General features: G+C 55.6%; 17 protein-coding genes and 1 riboswitch. Of the genes, 3 read left to right on the top strand and 14 right to left on the bottom strand.

The window, feature by feature from the left end; translation table 11 throughout:
- On the top strand, positions 1-501 hold a 501-nt coding region (locus tag RB620_RS23095), incomplete at its 5' end, for a transposase (RefSeq protein ID WP_308098485.1).
- Positions 502-1,193: 692 nt separating this feature from the next.
- Here the strand turns inward: RB620_RS23095 and RB620_RS23090 are convergent.
- The 3 genes from RB620_RS23090 to RB620_RS23080 all read right to left on the bottom strand — a co-directional run bounded on the left by RB620_RS23090 (position 1,194) and on the right by RB620_RS23080 (position 5,007).
- Positions 1,194-2,006 (bottom strand): hypothetical protein, encoded by an 813-nt coding sequence (locus tag RB620_RS23090; RefSeq protein WP_308098483.1) that lies wholly within the window; start codon positions 2,004-2,006, stop codon positions 1,194-1,196.
- Between the two features lie 3 nt (positions 2,007-2,009).
- Complete coding sequence (locus tag RB620_RS23085) at positions 2,010-2,591, bottom strand: Pvc16 family protein (RefSeq protein WP_308098481.1); 582 nt, start codon at positions 2,589-2,591, stop codon at positions 2,010-2,012.
- A gap of 130 nt (positions 2,592-2,721) precedes the next feature.
- Positions 2,722-5,007: an ATP-binding protein gene (locus RB620_RS23080; RefSeq protein ID WP_308098480.1), complete on the bottom strand. Its 2,286-nt coding sequence runs from the start codon at positions 5,005-5,007 to the stop codon at positions 2,722-2,724.
- Positions 5,008-5,148: 141 nt separating this feature from the next.
- Between RB620_RS23080 and RB620_RS23075 the strand changes: the two genes are divergently transcribed.
- Positions 5,149-7,203, top strand: coding sequence for an eCIS core domain-containing protein (locus RB620_RS23075; protein WP_308098478.1), 2,055 nt, complete (start codon positions 5,149-5,151; stop codon positions 7,201-7,203).
- Positions 7,204-7,306: 103 nt separating this feature from the next.
- On the opposite strand, the gene RB620_RS23070 is transcribed toward RB620_RS23075, so the two are convergent.
- Positions 7,307-8,263: an aldolase catalytic domain-containing protein gene (locus RB620_RS23070; RefSeq protein ID WP_308098475.1), complete on the bottom strand. Its 957-nt coding sequence runs from the start codon at positions 8,261-8,263 to the stop codon at positions 7,307-7,309.
- Positions 8,264-8,428: 165 nt separating this feature from the next.
- A riboswitch (cyclic di-AMP (ydaO/yuaA leader) is annotated at positions 8,429-8,608 on the top strand.
- A 3-nt stretch (positions 8,609-8,611) separates the two neighbouring features.
- On the opposite strand from RB620_RS23070, the gene RB620_RS23065 reads away from it, so the two are divergent.
- Positions 8,612-9,055, top strand: coding sequence for a hypothetical protein (locus RB620_RS23065; RefSeq protein WP_308098473.1), 444 nt, complete (start codon positions 8,612-8,614; stop codon positions 9,053-9,055).
- Between the two features lie 110 nt (positions 9,056-9,165).
- Here the strand turns inward: RB620_RS23065 and iolB are convergent, their stop codons facing one another.
- The 10 genes from iolB to RB620_RS23015 all read right to left on the bottom strand — a co-directional run bounded on the left by iolB (position 9,166) and on the right by RB620_RS23015 (position 20,755).
- Positions 9,166-9,978 carry a 5-deoxy-glucuronate isomerase gene (iolB, locus tag RB620_RS23060; protein WP_308098472.1) on the bottom strand — a complete coding sequence of 271 codons (813 nt, stop codon included), beginning with the start codon at positions 9,976-9,978 and terminating at the stop codon, positions 9,166-9,168.
- Positions 9,979-10,008: 30 nt separating this feature from the next.
- Positions 10,009-11,478 carry a CoA-acylating methylmalonate-semialdehyde dehydrogenase gene (locus RB620_RS23055; protein ID WP_308098470.1) on the bottom strand — a complete coding sequence of 490 codons (1,470 nt, stop codon included), beginning with the start codon at positions 11,476-11,478 and terminating at the stop codon, positions 10,009-10,011.
- A gap of 25 nt (positions 11,479-11,503) precedes the next feature.
- Positions 11,504-12,514 carry a 5-dehydro-2-deoxygluconokinase gene (gene iolC, locus RB620_RS23050; RefSeq protein ID WP_308098493.1) on the bottom strand — a complete coding sequence of 337 codons (1,011 nt, stop codon included), beginning with the start codon at positions 12,512-12,514 and terminating at the stop codon, positions 11,504-11,506.
- 36 nt (positions 12,515-12,550) lie between these two features.
- The gene (gene iolD / locus RB620_RS23045) at positions 12,551-14,416 is read right to left on the bottom strand and encodes a 3D-(3,5/4)-trihydroxycyclohexane-1,2-dione acylhydrolase (decyclizing) (protein WP_308098468.1); all 1,866 of its coding nucleotides are present in this window, start codon (positions 14,414-14,416) and stop codon (positions 12,551-12,553) included.
- Positions 14,413-15,909 carry a leucyl aminopeptidase family protein gene (locus tag RB620_RS23040; RefSeq protein ID WP_308098466.1) on the bottom strand — a complete coding sequence of 499 codons (1,497 nt, stop codon included), beginning with the start codon at positions 15,907-15,909 and terminating at the stop codon, positions 14,413-14,415. Before RB620_RS23040 ends, iolD begins: the two co-directional genes overlap by 4 nt.
- Positions 15,906-16,811, bottom strand: a complete 906-nt coding sequence (locus tag RB620_RS23035; protein ID WP_308098464.1) for a metallophosphoesterase family protein — start codon at positions 16,809-16,811, stop codon at positions 15,906-15,908. The genes RB620_RS23040 and RB620_RS23035 overlap by 4 nt, the downstream gene beginning before the upstream one ends.
- Before the next feature lie 22 nt (positions 16,812-16,833).
- Positions 16,834-17,790 carry a carbohydrate kinase family protein gene (locus tag RB620_RS23030; protein ID WP_308098462.1) on the bottom strand — a complete coding sequence of 319 codons (957 nt, stop codon included), beginning with the start codon at positions 17,788-17,790 and terminating at the stop codon, positions 16,834-16,836.
- Between the two features lie 24 nt (positions 17,791-17,814).
- Positions 17,815-18,858, bottom strand: a complete 1,044-nt coding sequence (locus tag RB620_RS23025) for a LacI family DNA-binding transcriptional regulator (RefSeq protein WP_308098460.1) — start codon at positions 18,856-18,858, stop codon at positions 17,815-17,817.
- A gap of 75 nt (positions 18,859-18,933) precedes the next feature.
- Positions 18,934-19,827, bottom strand: coding sequence for a CehA/McbA family metallohydrolase domain-containing protein (locus tag RB620_RS23020; RefSeq protein WP_308098458.1), 894 nt, complete (start codon positions 19,825-19,827; stop codon positions 18,934-18,936).
- Positions 19,828-19,852: 25 nt separating this feature from the next.
- Complete coding sequence (locus RB620_RS23015; RefSeq protein ID WP_308098491.1) at positions 19,853-20,755, bottom strand: carbohydrate ABC transporter permease; 903 nt, start codon at positions 20,753-20,755, stop codon at positions 19,853-19,855.
- Positions 20,756-20,783 lie beyond the last annotated feature (28 nt).

Below are 20,783 nucleotides of genomic sequence, written 5' to 3'. Positions count from 1 at the left end.
GCACGCCAAGACATCTTGCGGCTACTGCATTTCTACGAAGAGACGCAGCGCATACTGAACGAGATGCAGCAAGAGCTTGAAGCCCTATTGGAGCAGGTACCAGTCGCTCAGCAGCTCCGTAGCCTGAATGGTCTAGGCACGATCACCATTGCCTGTCTGCTCGGATGCGCAGGAGATCTGCGTCATTACGCCCACGGCAGGCAACTGTTGCGTCGCGCCGGCCTTAATCTGGCGGAGCGAAAGTCAGGGAAATACACGGGCCAGATCAAGCTCTCTAAGCGGGGAGACAGCATGCTACGCAAATACTTATTCATGGGAATGCTGAACTTGGTAAAGCAGCATCCGGACTTCAAGCATTGGCATGAACAAAACCAACGAAAGGGTATGCCCAAGATGAAATCCGTCTTTAAGCTTATCGGTAAGCTGGCACGAATTGTTGTTGGCATGGTGCAACGTGGCGAAACGTACCAGAGCAAGCAACAAAACGCTGTGGCCGCTTAGCCCAAAGCCTTCAGTAGTAGCACGAAACCTAAGATCCACTCTCACGAATGTTGACTCGTTCGCGGGACTTCAACGACAAAGAAAGCACAGAGAACCGAGTAGTGCTTCCGTCAGGGCATATGACCCGTCTTCTAAACGCAATCGGTCTCCACGCCTTGGTCAGGTACAACGAAGGAATGTAAGGGCATAGACCCGTAGAGACATGGGAGGGTGAACCTCCAAGGGACAAGTGGAGAGTGCAGCAGAGCGTCTACGCGAAGTGCGTAACAACGCGACTTCTGTTCCTGTATGCCAAAAGTTCCGTCGACGATCGTCTATGCCGAAAACCATCCGCCCCACCTGAAATTCATCATGTTGAAATCCTGCGAATGAGTGAGCATTCGTGAGATAATCCCTAAAATACGAGGGACGGAAGTATGGGGCCTTATTTATGTTTCTCAGCCTGAAAAACGCCATTTTCTATAGAATAAGAGCTCTCTGTTCCGTTAGATATCCATAGAGGCTCATAATCGCATAATAAGAGCGCTGACTTCCTTTAGATCATTGAATAGTTACGGTAATTTCGGAGCGATCTACTAGATGCCGACGCCCCGCTCGGACGCCGCGAACCACGCTCATGCGGCTCATGGCGTTCGGATCCGAACAACGCGAGCCGGAGGCTCGCCTTGTCCGGTGCCGGACGACGCCAGCCCTTAACCTCCCGGTTGCCAAACAAAATCGGGAAGCACGATCGTTTGGCCGTCCTTCAGAGACCATTGCGATTCGGCCGTACGTTCCCCGTCGCGCAATCGCACCCGAACCTCGCCCGCAGCCGCGATCCGTCCGCGAAACGGCAGTACGATCCAGCCGTCACGGTCGCTTACGGTCGCTGCGGCGGGCAGCAATAAGGCATTCCGCTTCCAAAGACCCGCCAGTGGCCGGTCCGGACGGAGGCACATGCCTTCCTCATCTTCGAACGGCTGCACCCGGAACCATTCGGCAGCGGATCCGTTATGCCCGCGCACGGCCAAGGCATCGCCGTTCTTCGGCGCCGACGCTCCGGGCAAGCAGCGCAAAATGCCGCTTCCCATACTCGATTCCTCATCGAGAATACGCCCCCTCGCCGCCTGATCATCATCGGCATAGGCAACGACTTCAACATTCGGCAACGGCTTGCCGTCAGGGTCGACGAGTCTTCTAACGATCCCCGTCGCCGCCGCAGGCGGAGAATAACGTTTTCCCGGCAGCAGGAAGATATCCACGACGGGATTGTTCGCCTGCAAAGACGAAAGATCGATCTTTCTGGAGCAGGACATATAGATAGCAGATTCGACGGTTATTTCGTATGTGTCGCTCTTCAAGTCCAGGAAAGCCCAGCTTCCCTCCGAGGTGCGCATCGGCGCGGAGCATCCGCCCTTCAGCCGCACCAGTAGCGATGAAGGCGCCGCCGGCCTGCCGGTCCATATATCCGTCGTCCTGACCACGAGCGAGCAACGTGAGACCGTAGTAGATTCGGATCCGTACATGCCTTAACCACCCCGTTCCTTCTCGCGCATAGTAATCCGTCTCTCCACGACGCGAGAGACCGGTTTGACGCGATTGGAATCCAGCAGCACGGGCCCTAGCCTGTACACGAGCGAAAGCTTGTACGGGGCATCGCCGAACTGCCACAGCCGCGTCATTTCTTCCACGCCGTAATTGACAGGCGCGATCCGAAGCTCGCTGTCGGATTCAGCCAGCGTCCCTTCCAGAGAAGTCCCACGCAAAATGCTGTTATCGTATAGAATTTGGGCTACCTTGCCAAGCAGACGGTGCTCGTCCAATGTCCGGGTAAGAATATCCGCATTGGAATAAGCGGTAATGAGACATTCCAAATCGATCGCTCGGGGCGGATATCGCAGCACGTCGCCTTCAAGCAGCATGTCGCTGCGGCGCGCTTCGTTATTCTCTCGCACGGAGCAAATATAAAGCGATAGAATCAAATCCCCTTTGTCCGCCGGGCTTGCCATGCCGATCAGCTCCGGGCGCAACACCGGATCCGGGGTCATCTGCTCGCGCAGAAGCCTCAGCAGGCTGGCTCCCGCATCCGCGATTACCGTGTAGCTTCCCATGTCCTATCCCCTCCATCCGACCGGAATTGGAGCGATGCTGCCGAAACCGTCGGAATATTTATGATGGTTGCCATTATTTCAAACGGCTGGCCGCCATGGCTATCATATAACGCAATTTGCGAAAGGCAGGCTAATCGCTATAAGGCGCGAACGAGCCGCGCATCGGAATTTTGCCCAGCTTCTGAAGCTCCGCGCGGGCCGCTCGGATCATGTGCGCCATGCCGATCGACCGCCGCTCTCCGGCGGCGAGAAACGCCGCGGCGAGCACGATGTTTTTGATATGCCCGCCCGACACATCGACGCGTTGAGCGAGAAACGGAATGTCCAGCTCTTCGTCCAGCGGCGCGCCGGCAGGCAGCAGCGAATCGAAAATGCGGGCCCGATTCTCCGAGTCGGGGAAAGGGAACTTGACGATAACGCTCATTCGCCGCAGCAGCGCTTCATCCAAATTTTGCATCAGATTGGTAGCCAGAATCGTCACGCCGTCATAAGCCTCGATCAATTGCAGCAAATAAGCCGCTTCCATGTTGGCATAGCGGTCATGCGCGTCTTTGACCTCCGTCCGCTTGCCGAAGAGGGCGTCTCCTTCGTCGAAGAACAGAATGGCGCCGCTTTGGCGCGCTTCCTCGAACAGCTCTCGCAGCCGCTGCTCAGTCTCGCCTATGTATTTGCTTACGATACGCGACAAGTCAACCCGGTACAGCTCGAGCCCGAGCTCCCCCGCCACCACTTCCGCAGCCATCGTCTTGCCGGTTCCAGGCGGACCGGCAAAGAGCATATGGACGCCAATTCCATACGACAGCCTGCTACTGAAGCCCCATTCGCCAAGCACCGTCTCCCGAAACACGTAACGATTGCAAGCCTCGCGTATGAGCTCCATCGATTCCGCCGGAAGAATCAGATCCGCCCAGCCTCTTCGGGGTTCGATGGCGACGGCATGCTGCGCCAAGCGATGGCGGAACTGTCCGCGGGCGGCGGCGGCCAAATCGACCCGTCGGGGCAGCGCTTCACCACGCCCCGCTGCAAGAACACGCGCCTGACGCCAAGCGGATGCAATTTGCCCGGGGGTAAAATGAAAGCGATCCGCCAATTCGGCCGCCAGCGACTCGTAGTCGATGCCGTCCGGCGATAGGGCAGCTTCGCCAAGCTCCTCCGCATGCCGTCGCCACAGCTCTGCGCGTACGGCGGCGCTAGGCGGCGGAATTTCGATGCTCCAGTACGCGGCATGTCCCGGCAGCGGCAGCTCGACAATCGTTCTCTGATCGGGCGACGACCAGCCTAACAGCGGTCGCTGCGCATGAGAGGCATAAGCCTCTAAGGACGATCGCAGCGGCTCCAGCGGCAGCCTTTCCTTCCAAGCGCCGTCTTCCTCCGCGAACGCAATGGCGGCATCGGTCAGCAGCGCCTCGCGGACGACGCGCCCCAGCACGCCTCGCAGCCTCTCCTCTTCGGACGGCAGCGCGGCGAGCGACACGATAAGCAGACGCTGCCCGCGCCGGGCGGCAAGGCGGTGCAGAAGCGTCCGCTTGCCGCCTCCCCGCGCGCCCCACAAGCCGGCAACCGGCAAGCTGCCGGTCGGCCAATCGCCGATGACATGCCGGAGAGAATACTCCGCTTCCGCCGCTCCCTCCCAAGCAAGCCCAGGAGCTTCATCCGGCTCGCGCACCTCCGCATAGCCGCTCAGTCTGCCGTCAAGTCGTTCGGTTTCCAATAGAAAGCTGATGACCCGCTCATCCAGCCGAAGCGTCGATTTGAGTCCCTGGGCGGCCGAACCGTCTCCCGGATATTGAAGCAACCATCGGCGCAGCATTCCTCCCTGGCCGAGCAGCCCGCGGCCGAGCTGCCGATCCTCTTCCGCGTCGCCCAGAAGCCGCAAGGCCAAGTCGACCGTTGCCGTTCTGGCGGTCGCGTCGTCGTTCAGATAAGCGTACCACTTCTCGTATTTGCGATCCCATTCCACGGCCAGGCATAACAGCACGCACCGATATTCCCACACCGTCAGCCGGAAAGCCGCGGCAAGCCGAACGAGCGGCAGACCGTCGTTCCGTCTCGCGCGCTCGCCGATACGCTCCTCCGTTTCCCTTCGAAACGCCGTATAAGCTTGCCACGCGCGGTCATAACTTTCGGCCGTCGCAGCCGCGTCCTCCTCCACCAGCTCCGTCTTGTCGATCACCAGACCCTTGAATGCCGCAAGCGGATCCGCGAACGGATCGTCGCCGCCGAGATCCAGCAGCGTGCGCAGCCCCGCGTCCAACCAAATAAATTCGTCCCGTAAATGCTCCGCTCCTCCGTATCCTACAAGCGTTGCCTCCGTCGCCGCCATCTCCCGCGCTTCCCCCGCATCCTGCGCGTTCCCGCGCACCTTAAAGATTAAACGTTGTTCGGCTCCGAATCCGTGAAGCCAATCTCTCTTCATTGCTTGCATTATATCACAGGATCGAAGCCGATAGAGGAACGATTTGACAGCAATCGACAGACTTCAATCAAAATCATATGACAACTCCCGCAGCCATGCGATATAATCGAATTACCATTTTTAAGAAGAAGGTGAAGCCATATGAAGGGAATGGACGCACGCCGCAATGCCGAATCGCCCCGGCAAACTCCTGGGTTAAACTCTTCTCGGCCGTCCGGCTCGGAAGGTGCGGCGACCGTTCAGCGCCGGGAAGATCAAGGCGCGAATGGGCGGCTTGCCATGCTGCAATCATCATTGGGCAATCAGGCGGTCTTGCAAATGCTGAAGAGCTCGGACGCCGGCGAAGCAAATACGATCGCGCCCGCAGCGGCTTCTTCCGCAAGCGATCGATCCAAAATGCCGCCCGCCATTCAAGCCAAGATGGAAAGTTCATTCGGCGCGGATTTCTCCGACGTGCGCATTCACGCGGGCTCCCCCAAAGCGAGCGCCGCAGGCGCGCTCGCTTATGCGCAAGGATCGGATATCCATTTCGCCCCGGGCCAGTACAACCCGGACAACAAGAGCGGTCAGCGCTTGCTAGGCCACGAGCTGGCGCATGTCGTCCAGCAGAAGCAAGGGCGCGTCTCCCCTACCGCCCAGCTCGCTTCCGGCATGCCGCTGAACGACAATCCCGCGCTTGAACGCGAAGCCGACTTGCTGGGTGCCAGAGCGGCAAGCGCCCCCGAGCCCGGACTCCAGGCGATCCAGAGGGCGACCAGCAAGGGAGGGACCGGTTCGGCTTCGTCATCCGCCGCCGAACGCGTCATTCAGCGGATGCCCAGCGCCTTCGAGGTCAAGATTGAACTAGGCGATCCGAAGGAGCATATGAAAAATCTGCTTTACAACCGCTTCACCAAGAAGCTCGGCATGAGCGAGACGCTGAAACAGAACAGCACGCATTATCGTGCCTTTTTGCAGAAGCTCGACGACTTCGACACTTATGTGGTTAATGAGAGAATCGGCATCACCCCGGACGAAATCAGCGATCAGCTCGATCATATCATGACGCTGTACGGCGAAGTGGAGAAGGTTAGCGACGATTATATTAAACATAACAACAATAACGACGAGGACAACAAGGTCGTCTATATCCGAAAGCTGAAGAGCATGATCCCGCTCGAGAAAACGGCGGTTCGTTCCGCCGCCGCCGAATATAAAATTGATCCGGAAAAATTTCGATCCAATTGGAAATTAATCACCTGCACAAGCCTGCTGAATCTAACCGACGGCATGAAAACAGGGGAGACGGACAAAGGCGGCATCAACTCCGTAACCTTTTTTCAAATCGGTCCGAACAAAGAAGGCGTGTTCAAGGAAGACAAAGACATCGTGCTTTCTGATAAAGATCTGCCCAGCGATGCCACCGATCATGAAAAGGATGTCGCCTTCTCCGAGCACTTACACGTGACCAAAGACGCTCTAATCGATCCAAAAAACGCGCATATGGCCAATCGAAACATAGCCATGTCGAGATTAGATAAGCTTCTTGGAGCGAATGTTATCGCAAAGGCGGAGTTTGCCCTATACAATTCCGGTTCGGGAATCGTCAAGGGAAGCTATATGGAGAAAGCCAAGGGGAAATCCGGCGGCGGCGTGCTTAAACCGCTGAAGGCTGAGATTGAGTCCGGGCAGAAGGAGTCGTTCGACGTCAACGATCCCGTCTTCCAGCGCGCCCTATCGCGTCTGCAGTTGATCGATACTCTCGCCTTGCAAGTCGATCGTCACTTAAACAACTTCTTTATTCATCAAGACAGCAGCGGCAAGGTGCTTGGGATAACCGGCATCGACAATGACATGGCTTTCGGCACGCAAACGAATTTGGAGTCCAAGTGGAAGGAATACCCAGGCTTGAGCCGATTCGCGGACAAGGAGTTGGCGGAACGGATTATCGCGCTAAAGCCGGAGGACTTGAGAACATTGATGGAAGACTTGCTCAGCCCCAGTGAGGTGGACGCCCTCATAACCAGGCTGCTCAAGCTGCAAAACCATTTGAAGAAGGAATCAACGAGGCTTCTCGGTACCGATGAATGGAAAACAGTGAACGAAAAGTTTAGAAAAGGCGATACAAGCTACGGAACGAATATCGACGCAACGATCGAATCTGCCCGGAAAGTGGCCACAAACAAAGGGCTTAAACCTCATCAATCCGGAAAATGATGAAGAAGCGCATCCTTGCCTGCTCGCTATTCCAGAAAAAAGAAAGGCGCCGCTCGCGAAGCTTCTCCCGCTTCGCATGCGGCGCCCTTTTCTACCCGGATGATTATTTGGCAATCTCGGGCGTCGTCAGACGGTCGTAGAAGTCAACCGCTTTGTCCTTGTCCTCGGAAGCGCGAAGCGCCATCGCGGAACGCGGATGTTCGTCGAGAATGCCGGTGATCATGTAAGGAATGATGTAGCCCCATTCTTCTTTCTCGCGAAGAGGGATCATGTAATTCTCGATCATGTCCAGAACCGGGCGGACGTTGTACTTCGTGTTCTGCAGCTCGGATACGAGCAGCTCCGTATTGCAGTTGCCTGCCGCGCGGCCCATGCCGTATACCGAGGCATCAAGCAGTTCCACGCCTTTGCCGGCGGCGATCAGCGTGTTCGCGAACGCAAGCTGCATGTTGTTGTGAGCATGGATGCCAAGACGTTTGTTCGGCAGATGATGCTGGAATTTGTCAACGAGGTAGCTGAAATCGTCAGGCTTCAGGCTGCCGTAGGAATCGACGATGTAGACGACGTCTACGACGCTTTCGCCGATGGCCCTGAATGCTTCGACCAGCTGATTCTCCATGACGTTCGACAGCGCCATAATGTTAAGCGTCGTCTCGTAACCGCGGTCATGGAACACTTTCACAAGCTCCAGCGCTTTGTCCACGTCCTGGATGTAACAAGCGACGCGGATCAGGTCTAGCAGGCTTTCGCTGCGCGGCAGAATATCGTTCTCGTCCACGCGGCCGATGTCCACGAGGGCGGACAGCTTCGTGTTTCCTTTGTACGGAATGACTTTTTTCAGGAAGTCGTCGTTCAGGAACCGCCAAGGGCCTGCGCTCTCGGCGCCCTTCAGCAGCTTCGGAGAGTTTTTGTAGCCGATCTCCATATAGTCGACTCCGGCTTCGTTAAGGCTATTATAAAGGTGCTGGACAAACTCGATGCTGAAATCCCAATTATTTACGAGTCCGCCATCACGAACGGTACAGTCGACGATTTTGCAGTGACTAGTTTTCGATTGCATGTTTGCTGCTCCTTTGATCTGAACATGAGTTCATTTTTACCTACCATCATACTTGATCTAGAGCGGGAACGCAAAGCAATTCTGTCGGTTTTTGGATTTTTCCGCCGCTCTTTGTCCGAATAAGAACTCATTTACAAATGGAAATTTTAACGCTAAAATATTATGTAAACATAAACGCTTAATTTCTTCCTCCGGGGAGAAAGCGGGGGAACCAATTCGGGTGCATCGCCATTCATTGGCCGATCGCGCTCGCAAGGGGTGAATCCGGGGATTTGTGCCCCCGGTAGGGTCTTCTCTCTAGCCCGAATCCGACAGCTAACCTCGTCAGTGGAAGAAGGAGAGATGATGATGTCTTTATATCTTGAGAATTCTTCGTTTCCCACCGAACAGCCGCAGCATGTCAACATTAGCCGCATCGAGCTTTTTGTCATTCCCGCCCTCGCCGTCGACGCCACCGGATACCGCGTATGCCTTAGATTAACCAGCGATCTCGGATTCGGCTGGAGCGAGCAGTTTATTTGCGAGAACGACGCAAGCTTCGACCTGGAGCACTGGAGCGAGTTGCTTCAATCCTTTGTCGGCCGATTCCCATTAACATCGATAACAGAACGACTGACCGAAATCATCGAGAGCCGCGGCGATTCAGATAAGCGCGTATGCCAGATGTTCGTCGCAGCCATTCATCAGATAAGAGACGAAGGCGCATTGCCTTCCATCGGTCCAAGTTCGGCAGCCCAAGCCGAGGAATCCGTGCTGCAACAGCGCGCTATCGCTTACCTATCGCTGGATTAATCCTGCATGGAGAACGAGCCCGGTCTCTTCCTATTTGGAAGAGACCGGGCTCGTTGCCGTTTAAGACCCCGTCGAGCGGTAATGCCTCATGACGGAGTAAGCACTTCTGCCTATGACCTCTTTCCGGTCAACCACTCATGAGCGGGATCATTGTAAATTTTCCAGGTGCGAACCGGTCCCGCCATTACATTCAGATAATAGACTTCATAACCCGGAGGCGCGGAGACGGGATGATACCCGCGAGGTACGAGCACCGCTTCGCCATTTCGTACCGCAACCGTTTCGTTAAGCGACAAGTCGTCCGTGTAAACGCGCTGAACCGCAAACCCTTGTTCGGGACGAACAAGGTAATAATAGGTTTCCTCCAGCAAGGATTCAGCAGGCAATGCGTCACGGTCATGCTTGTGGGGCGGGTAGCTCGACCAATGGCCTTCGGGCGTAAAGACTTCGACGACAAGCAGGCTGTCGGCCGGCTCCGTCTCCGGCAAGATGTTATGGATCAGCCTCTCCGTACTGCCGCTGCCGCGAAGTTCGGCCTTCACATCGGTAGGCTCGATTAATCTCGCCCCTCTGTCCCCGGAACCCGGGGCGAGACATACCGCCAGTTCAAGCTCCGTCAGCGCGGTGACTTCGTACGAATCCTCTCCGGGCACATAGACGGCATAAGGAGGCGTTTTCTCGAACACATTCATTCTCGCCCCTATTCCGCTCCAGCTTTCGCCGTTCGTTCGGACATCGGCTTTGCCGCTCAGCAGCACAAGACAGATCTCCTTGTCTTCCGTCGGCCGGCTTATCGATTGGCCGGGAAGAAGCCGGTACACTTCAAAACCGACATAGTTCCATCCAGCAGATGACGGAGTAATGGAAAGAACGTTCCCATCCGCATCCGGCTTTGATTTCTCCGGCACGATCAATTCGCTCATGGCGTCTTCCTCCTATCCATGAAGTATCCATTACCAACGCGCGGTTACCATCTTTTTGCGCGTGTAGAACTCGACGCCGTCCGTGCCGTTCGCGTGAAGGTCGCCGTAGAACGATTTTTTCCATCCGGAGAACGGGAAAAACGCCATTGGAGCCGGCACGCCCAGATTGATGCCCAGCATGCCCGCGTCGATCGTTTCCCGGAACTGCCGCACATGGCTTCCGTTCGTGGTAAACAGGCATGCGCCGTTGGCAAAGTCCGATCGGTTGGCCGCGTCGATCGCTTCCTCGAGCGTATCCACCCTCATGATCGATAATACGGGTGCGAAAATTTCGTCGCGCCAAATGGTCATGTCGCATTGAACGTTATCGAAGATCGTCGGCCCGATAAAATAACCGCCGCCGCTCGCCGCCGTATCTTCCCTTCCGTCACGAATGAGCCGAGCCCCTTCGCTTTCGCCTGCCGAGATGTAGCCCAGCGTTCTTTCTTTATGAATATCCCGGATGACCGGTCCCAGAAACACGCCGTCATCCGAACCGTTGCCAATCTTGATCGCGTCCGCATATTGCTTCAGCTTCTCCGCAAGCAAGTCGCCGATGTCACCCACGGCCACTACAACCGAACATGCCATGCAGCGTTCGCCGGCGGAGCCGAACGCGGCGCCGATGATTTGCGTGACGGCGGCGTCGATATCCGCATCCGGCATCACGATGGAATGATTTTTGGCGCCTGCCAGCGCTTGAACCCTCTTGCCATGCGCGGAGGCCGTCTTATGCACATATTCCGCTACCGGCTGCGATCCGACAAACGAGACGGCCGCAATGTCCGGATGCTCAAGAATGCCGTTAACGACATCGCGGGAGCCATGTACGATATTCAATACGCCGTCCGGCAACCCCGCTTCCGCCATGAGCTCGGCGAGCCGCTGCGCCAAAAGAGGCGTCCTCTCCGACGGTTTCAGCACAAACGTGTTTCCGCACGCGATGGCGAGCGGGAACATCCAGCAAGGAACCATCATCGGAAAGTTAAACGGCGTAATGCCGCCTATGACGCCGATAGGGTATCGATACATGCCGGATTCAAGATTGGATGCGATATCCGGCAGCTGCTTGCCCATCATAAGCGTCGGCGCCCCCGACGCGAATTCGACGCATTCGATGCCCCTCAGCACTTCCCCGTGCGCTTCGGTGCAGCTCTTGCCATTCTCCGCCGTAATAATGCGGGCAAGCTCCTCCCAATGGTCGACCAGAAGCTGCTGGTACTTGAACAGCACGCGCGCCCGCCGCGGCACCGGAGTGCGGCTCCAGCCATGGAACGCTTCCTTCGCCGCGCGGACCGACGCGTCCACTTCCTCCTTCGTCGAGATCGGAACGTTCGCGAGGATTTCTTCGGTCGCCGGGTTATAGACGGGCTCGGTTATTCCGGATGCGGACGGCACCCACTTGCCGCCGATGTAATTGTACAACGCGCTACGCTGCGCTTGTTCGCTTTGGTATGTCATCAGCTCTGTACCCCTTTCTGACTCTCTAAGACGCGGTTATTTCCCCGCGCTCACATCGCGCGATGTAATCATGCACCTGCACTGCCGTCGGCATGGCGTCCGAGCAGCTGTGGCTGGAGATGACAATGCATGCCGCCGCGCTTCCGAACGCCATGCAGCGTTCTATCGCCCAACCTTGCATGAGCCCATACAGGAATCCGGCCGCATAGGAATCGCCGGCACCGAACGTTTTGACCACCTTTGCGGGATAGCTGGCCGTTTGATGGGCGGATCCGTCCTTCGTATACGCGATGGAGCCATCCTTGCCGTGTTTGATAATGACGATTTGCGCGCGATGATGGAACCACTTGGCCGCCGTTATCCCATCGGCCCGTCCCGGATTGCTATCGAATAATTCCATCCGGTCGAACTCGTCGCGCGTGCCGATAATGATGTCGCATTTCTCGGCGGCCAAATTGTAGTACACGGCCGTCTCGGCGTCCGATGCCCACGTGTAAGGGCGATAGTCCAAATCAAAGGCGATGACCGCGCCATGCCTTCTAGCGTAATCCATCGCTTGGAACACCGCTTCGCGAGAAGGGCTCTCGGCAAGCGCGGTCCCGGATACGAGCAGCATCTTGGAACCCGCGATCAGCTTCTCCGGTACTTCTCCCGGCTCGAGCAACAAATCGGCCGCGTTGTCGCGGTACATCAAGATGCTGCATTCGGAGGGACTCTTAATCTCCGTAAAAGCAAGCCCGGTTACGGCGCCCGTCCGGTCTGTCGCGACGCCCGACGTTTCTATGCCGTTCTCCTTCATGTATCGCGTAATGAATCGTCCCATCTGATCGTCGGCTACTTTGCCCACGAATCCGGTTCTGAGTCCCAGGCGGGCCATGCCGATGCAGATGTTGGCGGGGGAACCGCCGACATATTTGGTGAACGTTGACGTATCTTCCATGGGCCGATTGATTTCGTTGGCGTTCAAATCGATGCATAATCGGCCAATCGCCACAAAATCCGTTTCTTTGGAGGAATCAAAAGCAATGGATGTCATCATGCCTACCTTCTCTCACCGCTTGGGTTTTAATTTTTAGTACGGGCCCGCTTCGCGAATGCGGGCTTGCATCGCTTGATGGGCTTCTATTACTTTGTCGGATACGGAAACTTCAGGCACGTCGACGCGCCACCATGCTTCATATCCGGACGTGCCCGTTCCCGGAACGACCGAAATTTCGATAAGCGTCGATCGCGTTTCTTTTTTCGCCTGAAGAAGCGCCTCGCGAAGCTCCTCGGCCGTCTTCGCCGTAAACGCAGCCGCGCCAAGGCTGCGGGCATGGGAAGCAAAGTCGATCGGCATATAATCGCCAGTCAGCCTTCCGGTTCCCGGCGACCGATAGCGGAATTCATTGCCGAAGCCGTCGCTTCCGTGTCCCCGCTGCAAATTATGAATGCACTGAAAGCCGTGATTGTCGAACAGCAAAACGGTCATTTTTCGATTCTCCTGCAAGCTTGTGAGCAGCTCCGAATGCAGCATCAAATAGCTCCCGTCGCCGACGATCGCGTAAACTTCCCGGTCAGGCTCTGCGAGAGCCGCTCCGAACGCGCCGCCGACTTCGTAGCCCATGCAGGAAAAACCGTATTCCATATGATACGTTTTCGGCTCGGACGAACGCCACAAGCGATGCAAGTCCCCGGGCAAGCTGCCCGCCGCGCACACGATGATGGACGACGAATCGATCGTTTGGTTGATGACGCCAAGCGCGCGCGTTTGGGACAGACCTTCCGCCGACTCCTCCGCGTACAGCCGATCCACTTCCCGGTCCCAAACAAGCTTATGCCGTTCAAGCTCATCCGCGGAATAGGCCGCTTGATATCCCCGAGACGCCAGTTCCGCGTGCAGCGCGGCGATCGCTTCGCGGGCATCGGCCGTCAGCGCGATTCCGTTCAGCTTGGCTGCGTCCGCGGCATTAACGTTCAAGTTAAGCACCTTGACGCCTTCTTGCCGGAAAGCCGATTTGGACGCGGTCGTGAAATCGGAATACCGCGTTCCGATCCCGATAATCAGATCCGCTTCTCTTGCCAGGCGATTGGCGGAGAGCGAACCCGTAACGCCGATCGCGCCCATATTAAGCCGATGATCCCATGGCAGCGCGCTTTTGCCGGCCTGCGTTTCCGCTGCCGGAATGCCGAACGCTTCCGCGAACGAAGCCAGTTGCCGCGCCGCGTCCGCATAATGCACACCGCCTCCGGCGATGATGAGCGGGCGCTTTGCTTCCGTAAACAGCGCAGCCGCGCGCTCGATCGAAGCTCTCGATGGAGGCCTCCGGTCGATCGCGTGAACCCGCTTCGCAAAAAAATCGGCGGGATAATCGAACGCCTCCGCCTGCGCGTCCTGCGGCAGCGCGAGCGTAACCGCGCCCGTCTCCGCCGGATCCGTCAATATTCTCATCGCCTGAAGGGCTGCCGACATGAGCTGCTCCGGCCGTGCGATCCGGTCCCAGTAACGGCTTACCGGCTTGAACGCATCGGTCGCCGCAACCGTATAATCGGATGCGTATTCAAGCTGCTGCAGGACGGGGTCCGGCTGCCTAGAAGCAAAGTTGTCCCCCGGCAATAGCAGCACCGGCAGCCGGTTGACCGTCGCCGTTGCCGCCGCGGTCACCATGTTGAGCGCGCCGGGGCCTATCGAAGAGGTGCAGGCGAAAATTTGACGACGGTTGGTTTGTTTGGCGAACGCCGTTGCCGCATGAACCATGCCTTGTTCGTTTTTCCCTTGTATATAGATAAGTTCTCCGGGACTCCGCTCCAATGCTTCGCCGACGCCCGTAACGTTGCCGTGTCCGAATATTCCCATTACGCCTTTAACAAATTTGGTTTCCTGGCCGTCGACGGATATGTACTGCCGATCCAGGAAAGCAAGCAGAGCTTGCGCCATTGTCATACGAATCGTTTTCATCCCTGTCTCCTTTCGTTTGGCATCCGTTCGTCCTTCGCCGCCAAGTGGTTCCGGACAAGAAATTCGGCAAGCATTCGAGCGCCGAAGCCGGTCGCCCCAACGGCGAATTGGCCTTTGGCCGAGGACGAGTCCTTGGTCCCGCTCATGTCGATATGCGCCCACTTTAACGATGGATGAACGAATTTGCGTAAAAATAACGAGGACGTGATAACGCCTGCCTCGCCCACCCGGCTAATATTGCAGACATCGGCGTAATCGCTGTCCAGATACGATTCATATTCGTCCACGAGCGGAAGCTGCCATACGAATTCGCCATAAGGCTCTCCTGCCAATTTGATCTCTTGCGCCAGCGGATCATCCCCCAGTATGCCGGCCATCTTGGAGCCGAGCGCCCCGATGACCGAATAGGTAAGCGTAGCCAAATCAATCGCCGTCTCCGCCCCAATGCGGCTCGCATAGAGCAAGGCATCCGCAAGCACGAGCCTTCCTTCCGAATCCGTATTGCCTACTTGTACGGTTAGTCCGTTCGCGTAGCGGATCACCTCGCCGGGCAGCAAAGCGCGTCCGGAAGGGCTGTTCTCCGCGGACGGCACCAGCACCGCCACGTTGGCGGCCGCCCCGGTTCTGACCAGAATGTCAAGAGCACCGAGCACTCCGGCCGCCCCTGCCATATCCATCCGCATATCGCTTATGTCGTTGTCCCGCTTCAGGCTAATCCCGCCCGTATCGAACGTGATGCCTTTGCCGATGAGCGCGACCAGCGGTTTCGCCTTGTCCGTGCAGTAGCGAAGCTCGATAAAAACGGGCGGGTGGTCGCTGCCTTTGCCTACCGCCGCAAGCCCTGCAAAACCGAGCCGTTCCAATTCCCCGCCTTCGTAGACGGATACTTGCGCCGCCGTGCCGGCGAATCGTTCTATCGCCCTTTCCGCCAAAGTGCGGGGACGCAAGTAGTTGGGAGGTTCGTTCGCCAGATCGCGCGCCCATATCGTGCTTTCGGCACGCGCTTGCCCAAGGAAGATCGCTTCCCGATGCTCTATACGGTCTTCGGCTGCGATGAATACGTTCATGCTCTCGCGCGCCGAAGCGTTCCGCTTATACTTATCGAATGAATAAGCGCCAAGCAGCGAGCCTTCGACCCATGCCGCGATAGGTTCCGGCGCGCAGCCGCCGAACCGTCCGACAGGCACGAGCGCTTCGAACGATACGGCCGCGGCGAGACGCTTTTCCTTCAGCAAAGCCCGCGCCGCGTTGCCCGCCGCCTCGCGCATGAAGGACGGCTGGTACTTGGAGGCATCCCCCATGCCCACGATAAGCAAATCCGGCTGTCCGTTATGGCCGAAGTACCAAGTTGCGGCATGCCTGTCGCCCGCATGGGCCGGAAGCGTCGTCGAACGAAGCGAATCCCGCGAGCCTTGGAGAATCTGCAAGCTGTCCGTAAAGACAGGAAGAACAACCGTCCGAACGCCGTCTTCTCTACCGATGTCAAAGATCATGGAGCCATTCCTCCATCGGCTTCCGCGATCCATGTCTCGAACTCCTTCTTGCCTTCGGTTAACCGAATGACGCGCGCGCCTCTTCGCAATTTTCCGTAGCAATTGTAGCCTGACACGCGACCGTAGCACAGCCGAATGCCGTGCAGGGTTCCGCAATAGTCGTTATCGTGATCGTGGCCGACGAAAGCGCCCATGACATCTCCCATCTGAACCATCGCCGCGAACAAACCCGAATTGATTTTCGGAGATTCGACGTTCTCTTCTTTGACGCCCTCCACGCGTTCTCCGCGCCAAGCCTCCTCGTATTCCGGAACCGGGATGTGGAAGAAGGCCAGCGAGGGCAACGAATGGCCGGCAAGCTCCGCAAGCCTGACCGATTGCCGCGTATACCAGTAAACCTGATCCGGCTTGATCCAATCGTATCCGCCGATGCTCTCCGGAGCGTTAATGCCGGAATCGAAAAAATACAAAGCCGCAGCATTCTTCGCTTCGTCCCCGCTTTTCACCGTCAGCACGTAATTTCCGATTCCGCTTAGATCGGCAGGGCCTGCGACGGATAAGCACGACTCGTTCTCTTGCTGGATAGCCAGCAGCTCTTCGCGCGATACCCCGGCTTCCGCATCGTGATTGCCGAATACGGCGGCCCAAGGCACCTGCGAGGCTACGACCGGCGCGATAGCCCTGCGGAATGACGCCTTCGGATCCGGCACGCCATGGCTCCAAATCATGTCGCCCGTCAGTACGACAAGATCCGGCTTCTCGGATGCGATGATGCGTTTCACCAATGCTGCCGTCCGTCCGTCGCGTTCCCGGTCTTCCTCCTTGTCATCGCCGATATGCATATCCGTGAATTGAACGATCGTAAACGTTCCGTCTTGGCGAAACTTCAAATCGACGCCCATTCCTATCCCTCCTATTAGCCGCCTAAGAGACTTCCCAGCTATCCGTCGTATTGTCGATCTTGTCGCTTATAAATCGTTCCAACGCGATGCGGTCCGGCGTTCCCGAGCTGCCGCCGAACTGGCTGACGGACATTGCGCCGCACGCATTGGCGTACAGCAAACATTGCTCCGTCTTCTTGCCGTTCAAAAATCCGTATATATACCCGGCGTTAAAGGAATCGCCCGCACCCGTTGTATCGATGACAGGCACTTGAAAGCCGGACCGGTACATCGTTTTGCCTTCAACCGTGGCAACGGCGCCTTCCGGACCAAGCTTTAACACGAAATGGCGGCTATGCCGGGACAATTCGCCGACGCATTCCCGGATTGTCGGTTTCCCCGTATAATGCATCGCTTCCATTTCGTTCATGAAAAAAACATCCACGTCTTTCATGAGCTCGAATATGCCCCGATGCCATTCCCCCGTATCATCCCAGCCTACATCGAGGGAGGTCGTGAGCCCCAGCGCCTTCAGTTTGCGCGCAACGTCCACGTATTCTTGATGGTTATGGCTGCCGCGGTAACCCGTCAAATGAACGTGGCGCCCTAAAGCGACGCTATCCATATCCAATTGCTTTAGGCATAATTCCGAATTGGTGCCGGCATAAGAAATAAAGGAACGATCCTTCTCCGGATTAATGGCGATCGAAATGCCGGTATTGTTCTTCCGGCTCGTACGAATATATCTGGTATCGATTCCATATCGAGAAAATTGATCCCGGACAAATTGTCCGAAACCATCTTCTCCAACAATTCCGTTAAAAGCAACCTTCATCCCCAGCTTGGCTAGCGCCAAGCTGAACAAAGCCGCGCCGCCGCCGACATGAAGCGTCATCTGACGTACAAATACTTCTTGTCCCGGCGCCGGTATTTCGTTGCACCCCGCAACAACCAAATCGATATTGGCGTCCCCGATTACGATCGAATCGTATGGTTTCAAAGTTGGTCACATCCCCGTTGCTTGCTACTTATTGTGTTTTTTAATTGAATCCAGAGCATGAGCATTCCTATTTCTGGAGCTCTCTCGAACGACCAGGCGATGCTCCAGCACAACGTCGTCAGTCGGGATGGCTTCGCCGGCGATTTGTTTCATCAATACTTCCATCGTCACTTTGCCCATGAGATGGATCGGCTGCTCCATCGAAGTTAGCGTAGGCCGGACTAACTCCGTCAGTTGGCTGCCGTCGAAACCCATGATCGATATATCTTCCGGCACGCGCAGGCCATGATCCCGAATGCAGTTCATCGCTCCGACTGCCATATCGTCGCTCACGACGAACACGGCGGTCGGCGGCGATCCGGCGTTAAGCAGCTCTTTCATCTGATCGTAACCGCTCTTCACCTTGTAATCGCCGAATCGGATATGCTCGTAGATCAATTTTTTGTCGGCGGCGGCCATCGCGTTTCGATATCCGCTGTAACGGTTTTGGCCGGACGTAACGTCCCGCATATCGCCTCCGATAAAACCGATCGACTCATGTCCCAGCTCGATCAAATAGTTGGTCGCTTCGTAAGCGGCTTTATAGTCATCGATAATAACCGATATGAAATTTTGATCCGTCGGCTTTACGCTGGAGAAAATAACGGGCGTATTAATTTTATGAATGAAATTCCGGATTTGCTCGTTGATCTTTTCGTGCATGATGATAATGCCCTCAACCCGCATTTCCTGAAACACGTTTAAGTATTTGTACTCTTTATCGATATCCTCGTTAATGTTGCAGACGAGCAAGTTGTAGTCGTTGGCGCTTGCTATTTCTTCGATGCTGCTCAGTATCGTCGAGTAGAAGCTCGATGTCAGGTCAGGTACGATTACGCCGATGAGGTTCGTTTTTTTGCGCACCAAACTACGGGCGATTTGACTCGGAGCGTATCCCAATTCTTCGATGGCTCGGTTTACTTTTTCTTTGAGATCGTCTTTGACATATTTCTCCCCATTCAGCACTCTGGAGACAGTCGTTACGGAAACCCCCGCCAGCTTCGCCACGTCTTTGATTTTTACCTGCATCGCATCCACCTCTTCTGACAACTGAAAAAATAACCAACACTTTAAATTCGCGAAAATTTCAGAATCTCCTGCCAATTAGAGCGGTTTTCCGACAAACAACGGCTGCGAAAACGCGGCGTATCCGCCTTCCAGATAGGCGGCGACCCTCACGTATTGTTCGTCGCCTTTGCATTGGTATTTCGCTTGGCTGATTCTTCCCGTCGTTTCTTGCAGCACACGTCCGTCTTTCCCGAAAAACGTGACATACTTGTACATTTTGTCTAGCAGCTCGTTCGAGCGCAGATCGACTACGATCGCGTTGTCTTCTACCCGGATCGCATCGAATCCATAGCCTGTCGAAACATAGAAATTGCCGCTTTTAATCGATTCAAGAATCTCTTCTTCCGAGTTCTCTTTGGCCATCACCATATTCCAGGCCCGCTTCTCTTGTCCGTATACGTGGGAATCGTCATTGCCGAATCCCCATACTTTGCGTCCGGCGGACAACAGGGCGTCCCACTTGTCGAACGCGATATCGTATTCCGGATTTCCGTCTCCGTTATATACTTCGATTCCGAGGACATTGTCCATCTTTAACATATCATCCAGGTTCCAATAATTCGAAAAATATCGGTTGGGATGGACGAGCACGGCAAATCCGCCGTTATCATCCGTCATATTGACAAAACGCTGATAATTTTCGATCGTAAAGACATTGCTGTAGTTTTCCATCAAGCTGAGCGGCGGCTTGACGAGCAGCATGTGCGTTTGGCGGCTGCTTACCTCGATAGCTTCGAATACCGTCGGGATTTCTCTTTCGCCTTCATGTTTCGTAACTTTGTCGTGATCCGATATGCCGAGAAAATCGTAGCCTCCATACATCTTATATACCGTTTCCAGAGGGAACCAGCCGTCGCTGTTTGTTGTATGGTTATGAAAGCTTCCCCTCAGCCATTCGCCCGTCCGAGCGTAAGGGTTCAAGATTTCCATTCGTCTTCTCCGCCCTCTCTCATTCCTACTCTTTAATGGAACCGATCATGATGCCCTTCGCGAAGTAACGTTGTACAAAAGGATATATCATAATGATCGGCGTGACAACAACGATAATCATGGCCATCTTAAGCGAATTTCCCGTAACTTGTATATTCTCGATCAGATCGTATTGGCCCGCCGCCTGCTCCAGCGTTTCCCTCATCGCTTGCGCGCTCATCAGCATTTCCTGCATCAAGGTAGACAACGGGCGCAGCTCGGCCGAGCGAACATAGAACGTTCCGGTGAACCAATCGTTCCAATGATTGACCGCGTTAAACAACGCAATGACCGCGACGACCGGACGGCTGAGCGGCATAATGATGCGCAAAAAAATCGAAAAATCATTATAGCCGTCAATTCGCGCGGACTCTTCCAAACTAGGATGAAGCTGCTGGAAAAAAGTTCTGAAAATGATTAAATTCCATGCGCTGTACAAGCTCGGAATGACATAGACCCAAATGTTGTTCGTCAAATGCACCGATTTAAGAAGCATGTAATAAGGAATAATTCCCCCGCTGAACAACATGGTGAAAAAAATGAGCATCATCAAAAATTTGCCGCCGGGAAGCGTCTTGCTCTTCAGCGCATAAGCTGCCGCGGCCGTCAAAAAAACGCTGGAAACCGTCCCGACAACCGTGCGAAAAACCGAAACGCCGAATGCGGTCGCTATGTTTGACGCTTGAAACACCTTTTCGAAATTTTCCAGCGACCATATTCTCGGCAAGAAATAGATGCCGCCTCTTTCCGCATCTTTGCCGGGATTAAAAGCGAGAGCCGTAATGTTCAAAAAGGGAAGGATGATCGACAGACACAGCGCTATAATAAGCAAGTAGTTGACGATCCTGAATATTTTTTCGCCAACGCTCAGCTTATAAAATTCGTTCACCACTTACTCCATCCTCCTTGGGAAAGCC

The organism is Paenibacillus sp. LHD-117, from assembly GCF_030929555.1.
Classification (GTDB): Bacteria; Bacillota; Bacilli; order Paenibacillales; family Paenibacillaceae; genus Pristimantibacillus.
This window is presented reverse-complemented; position numbering and strand designations above follow the sequence as displayed.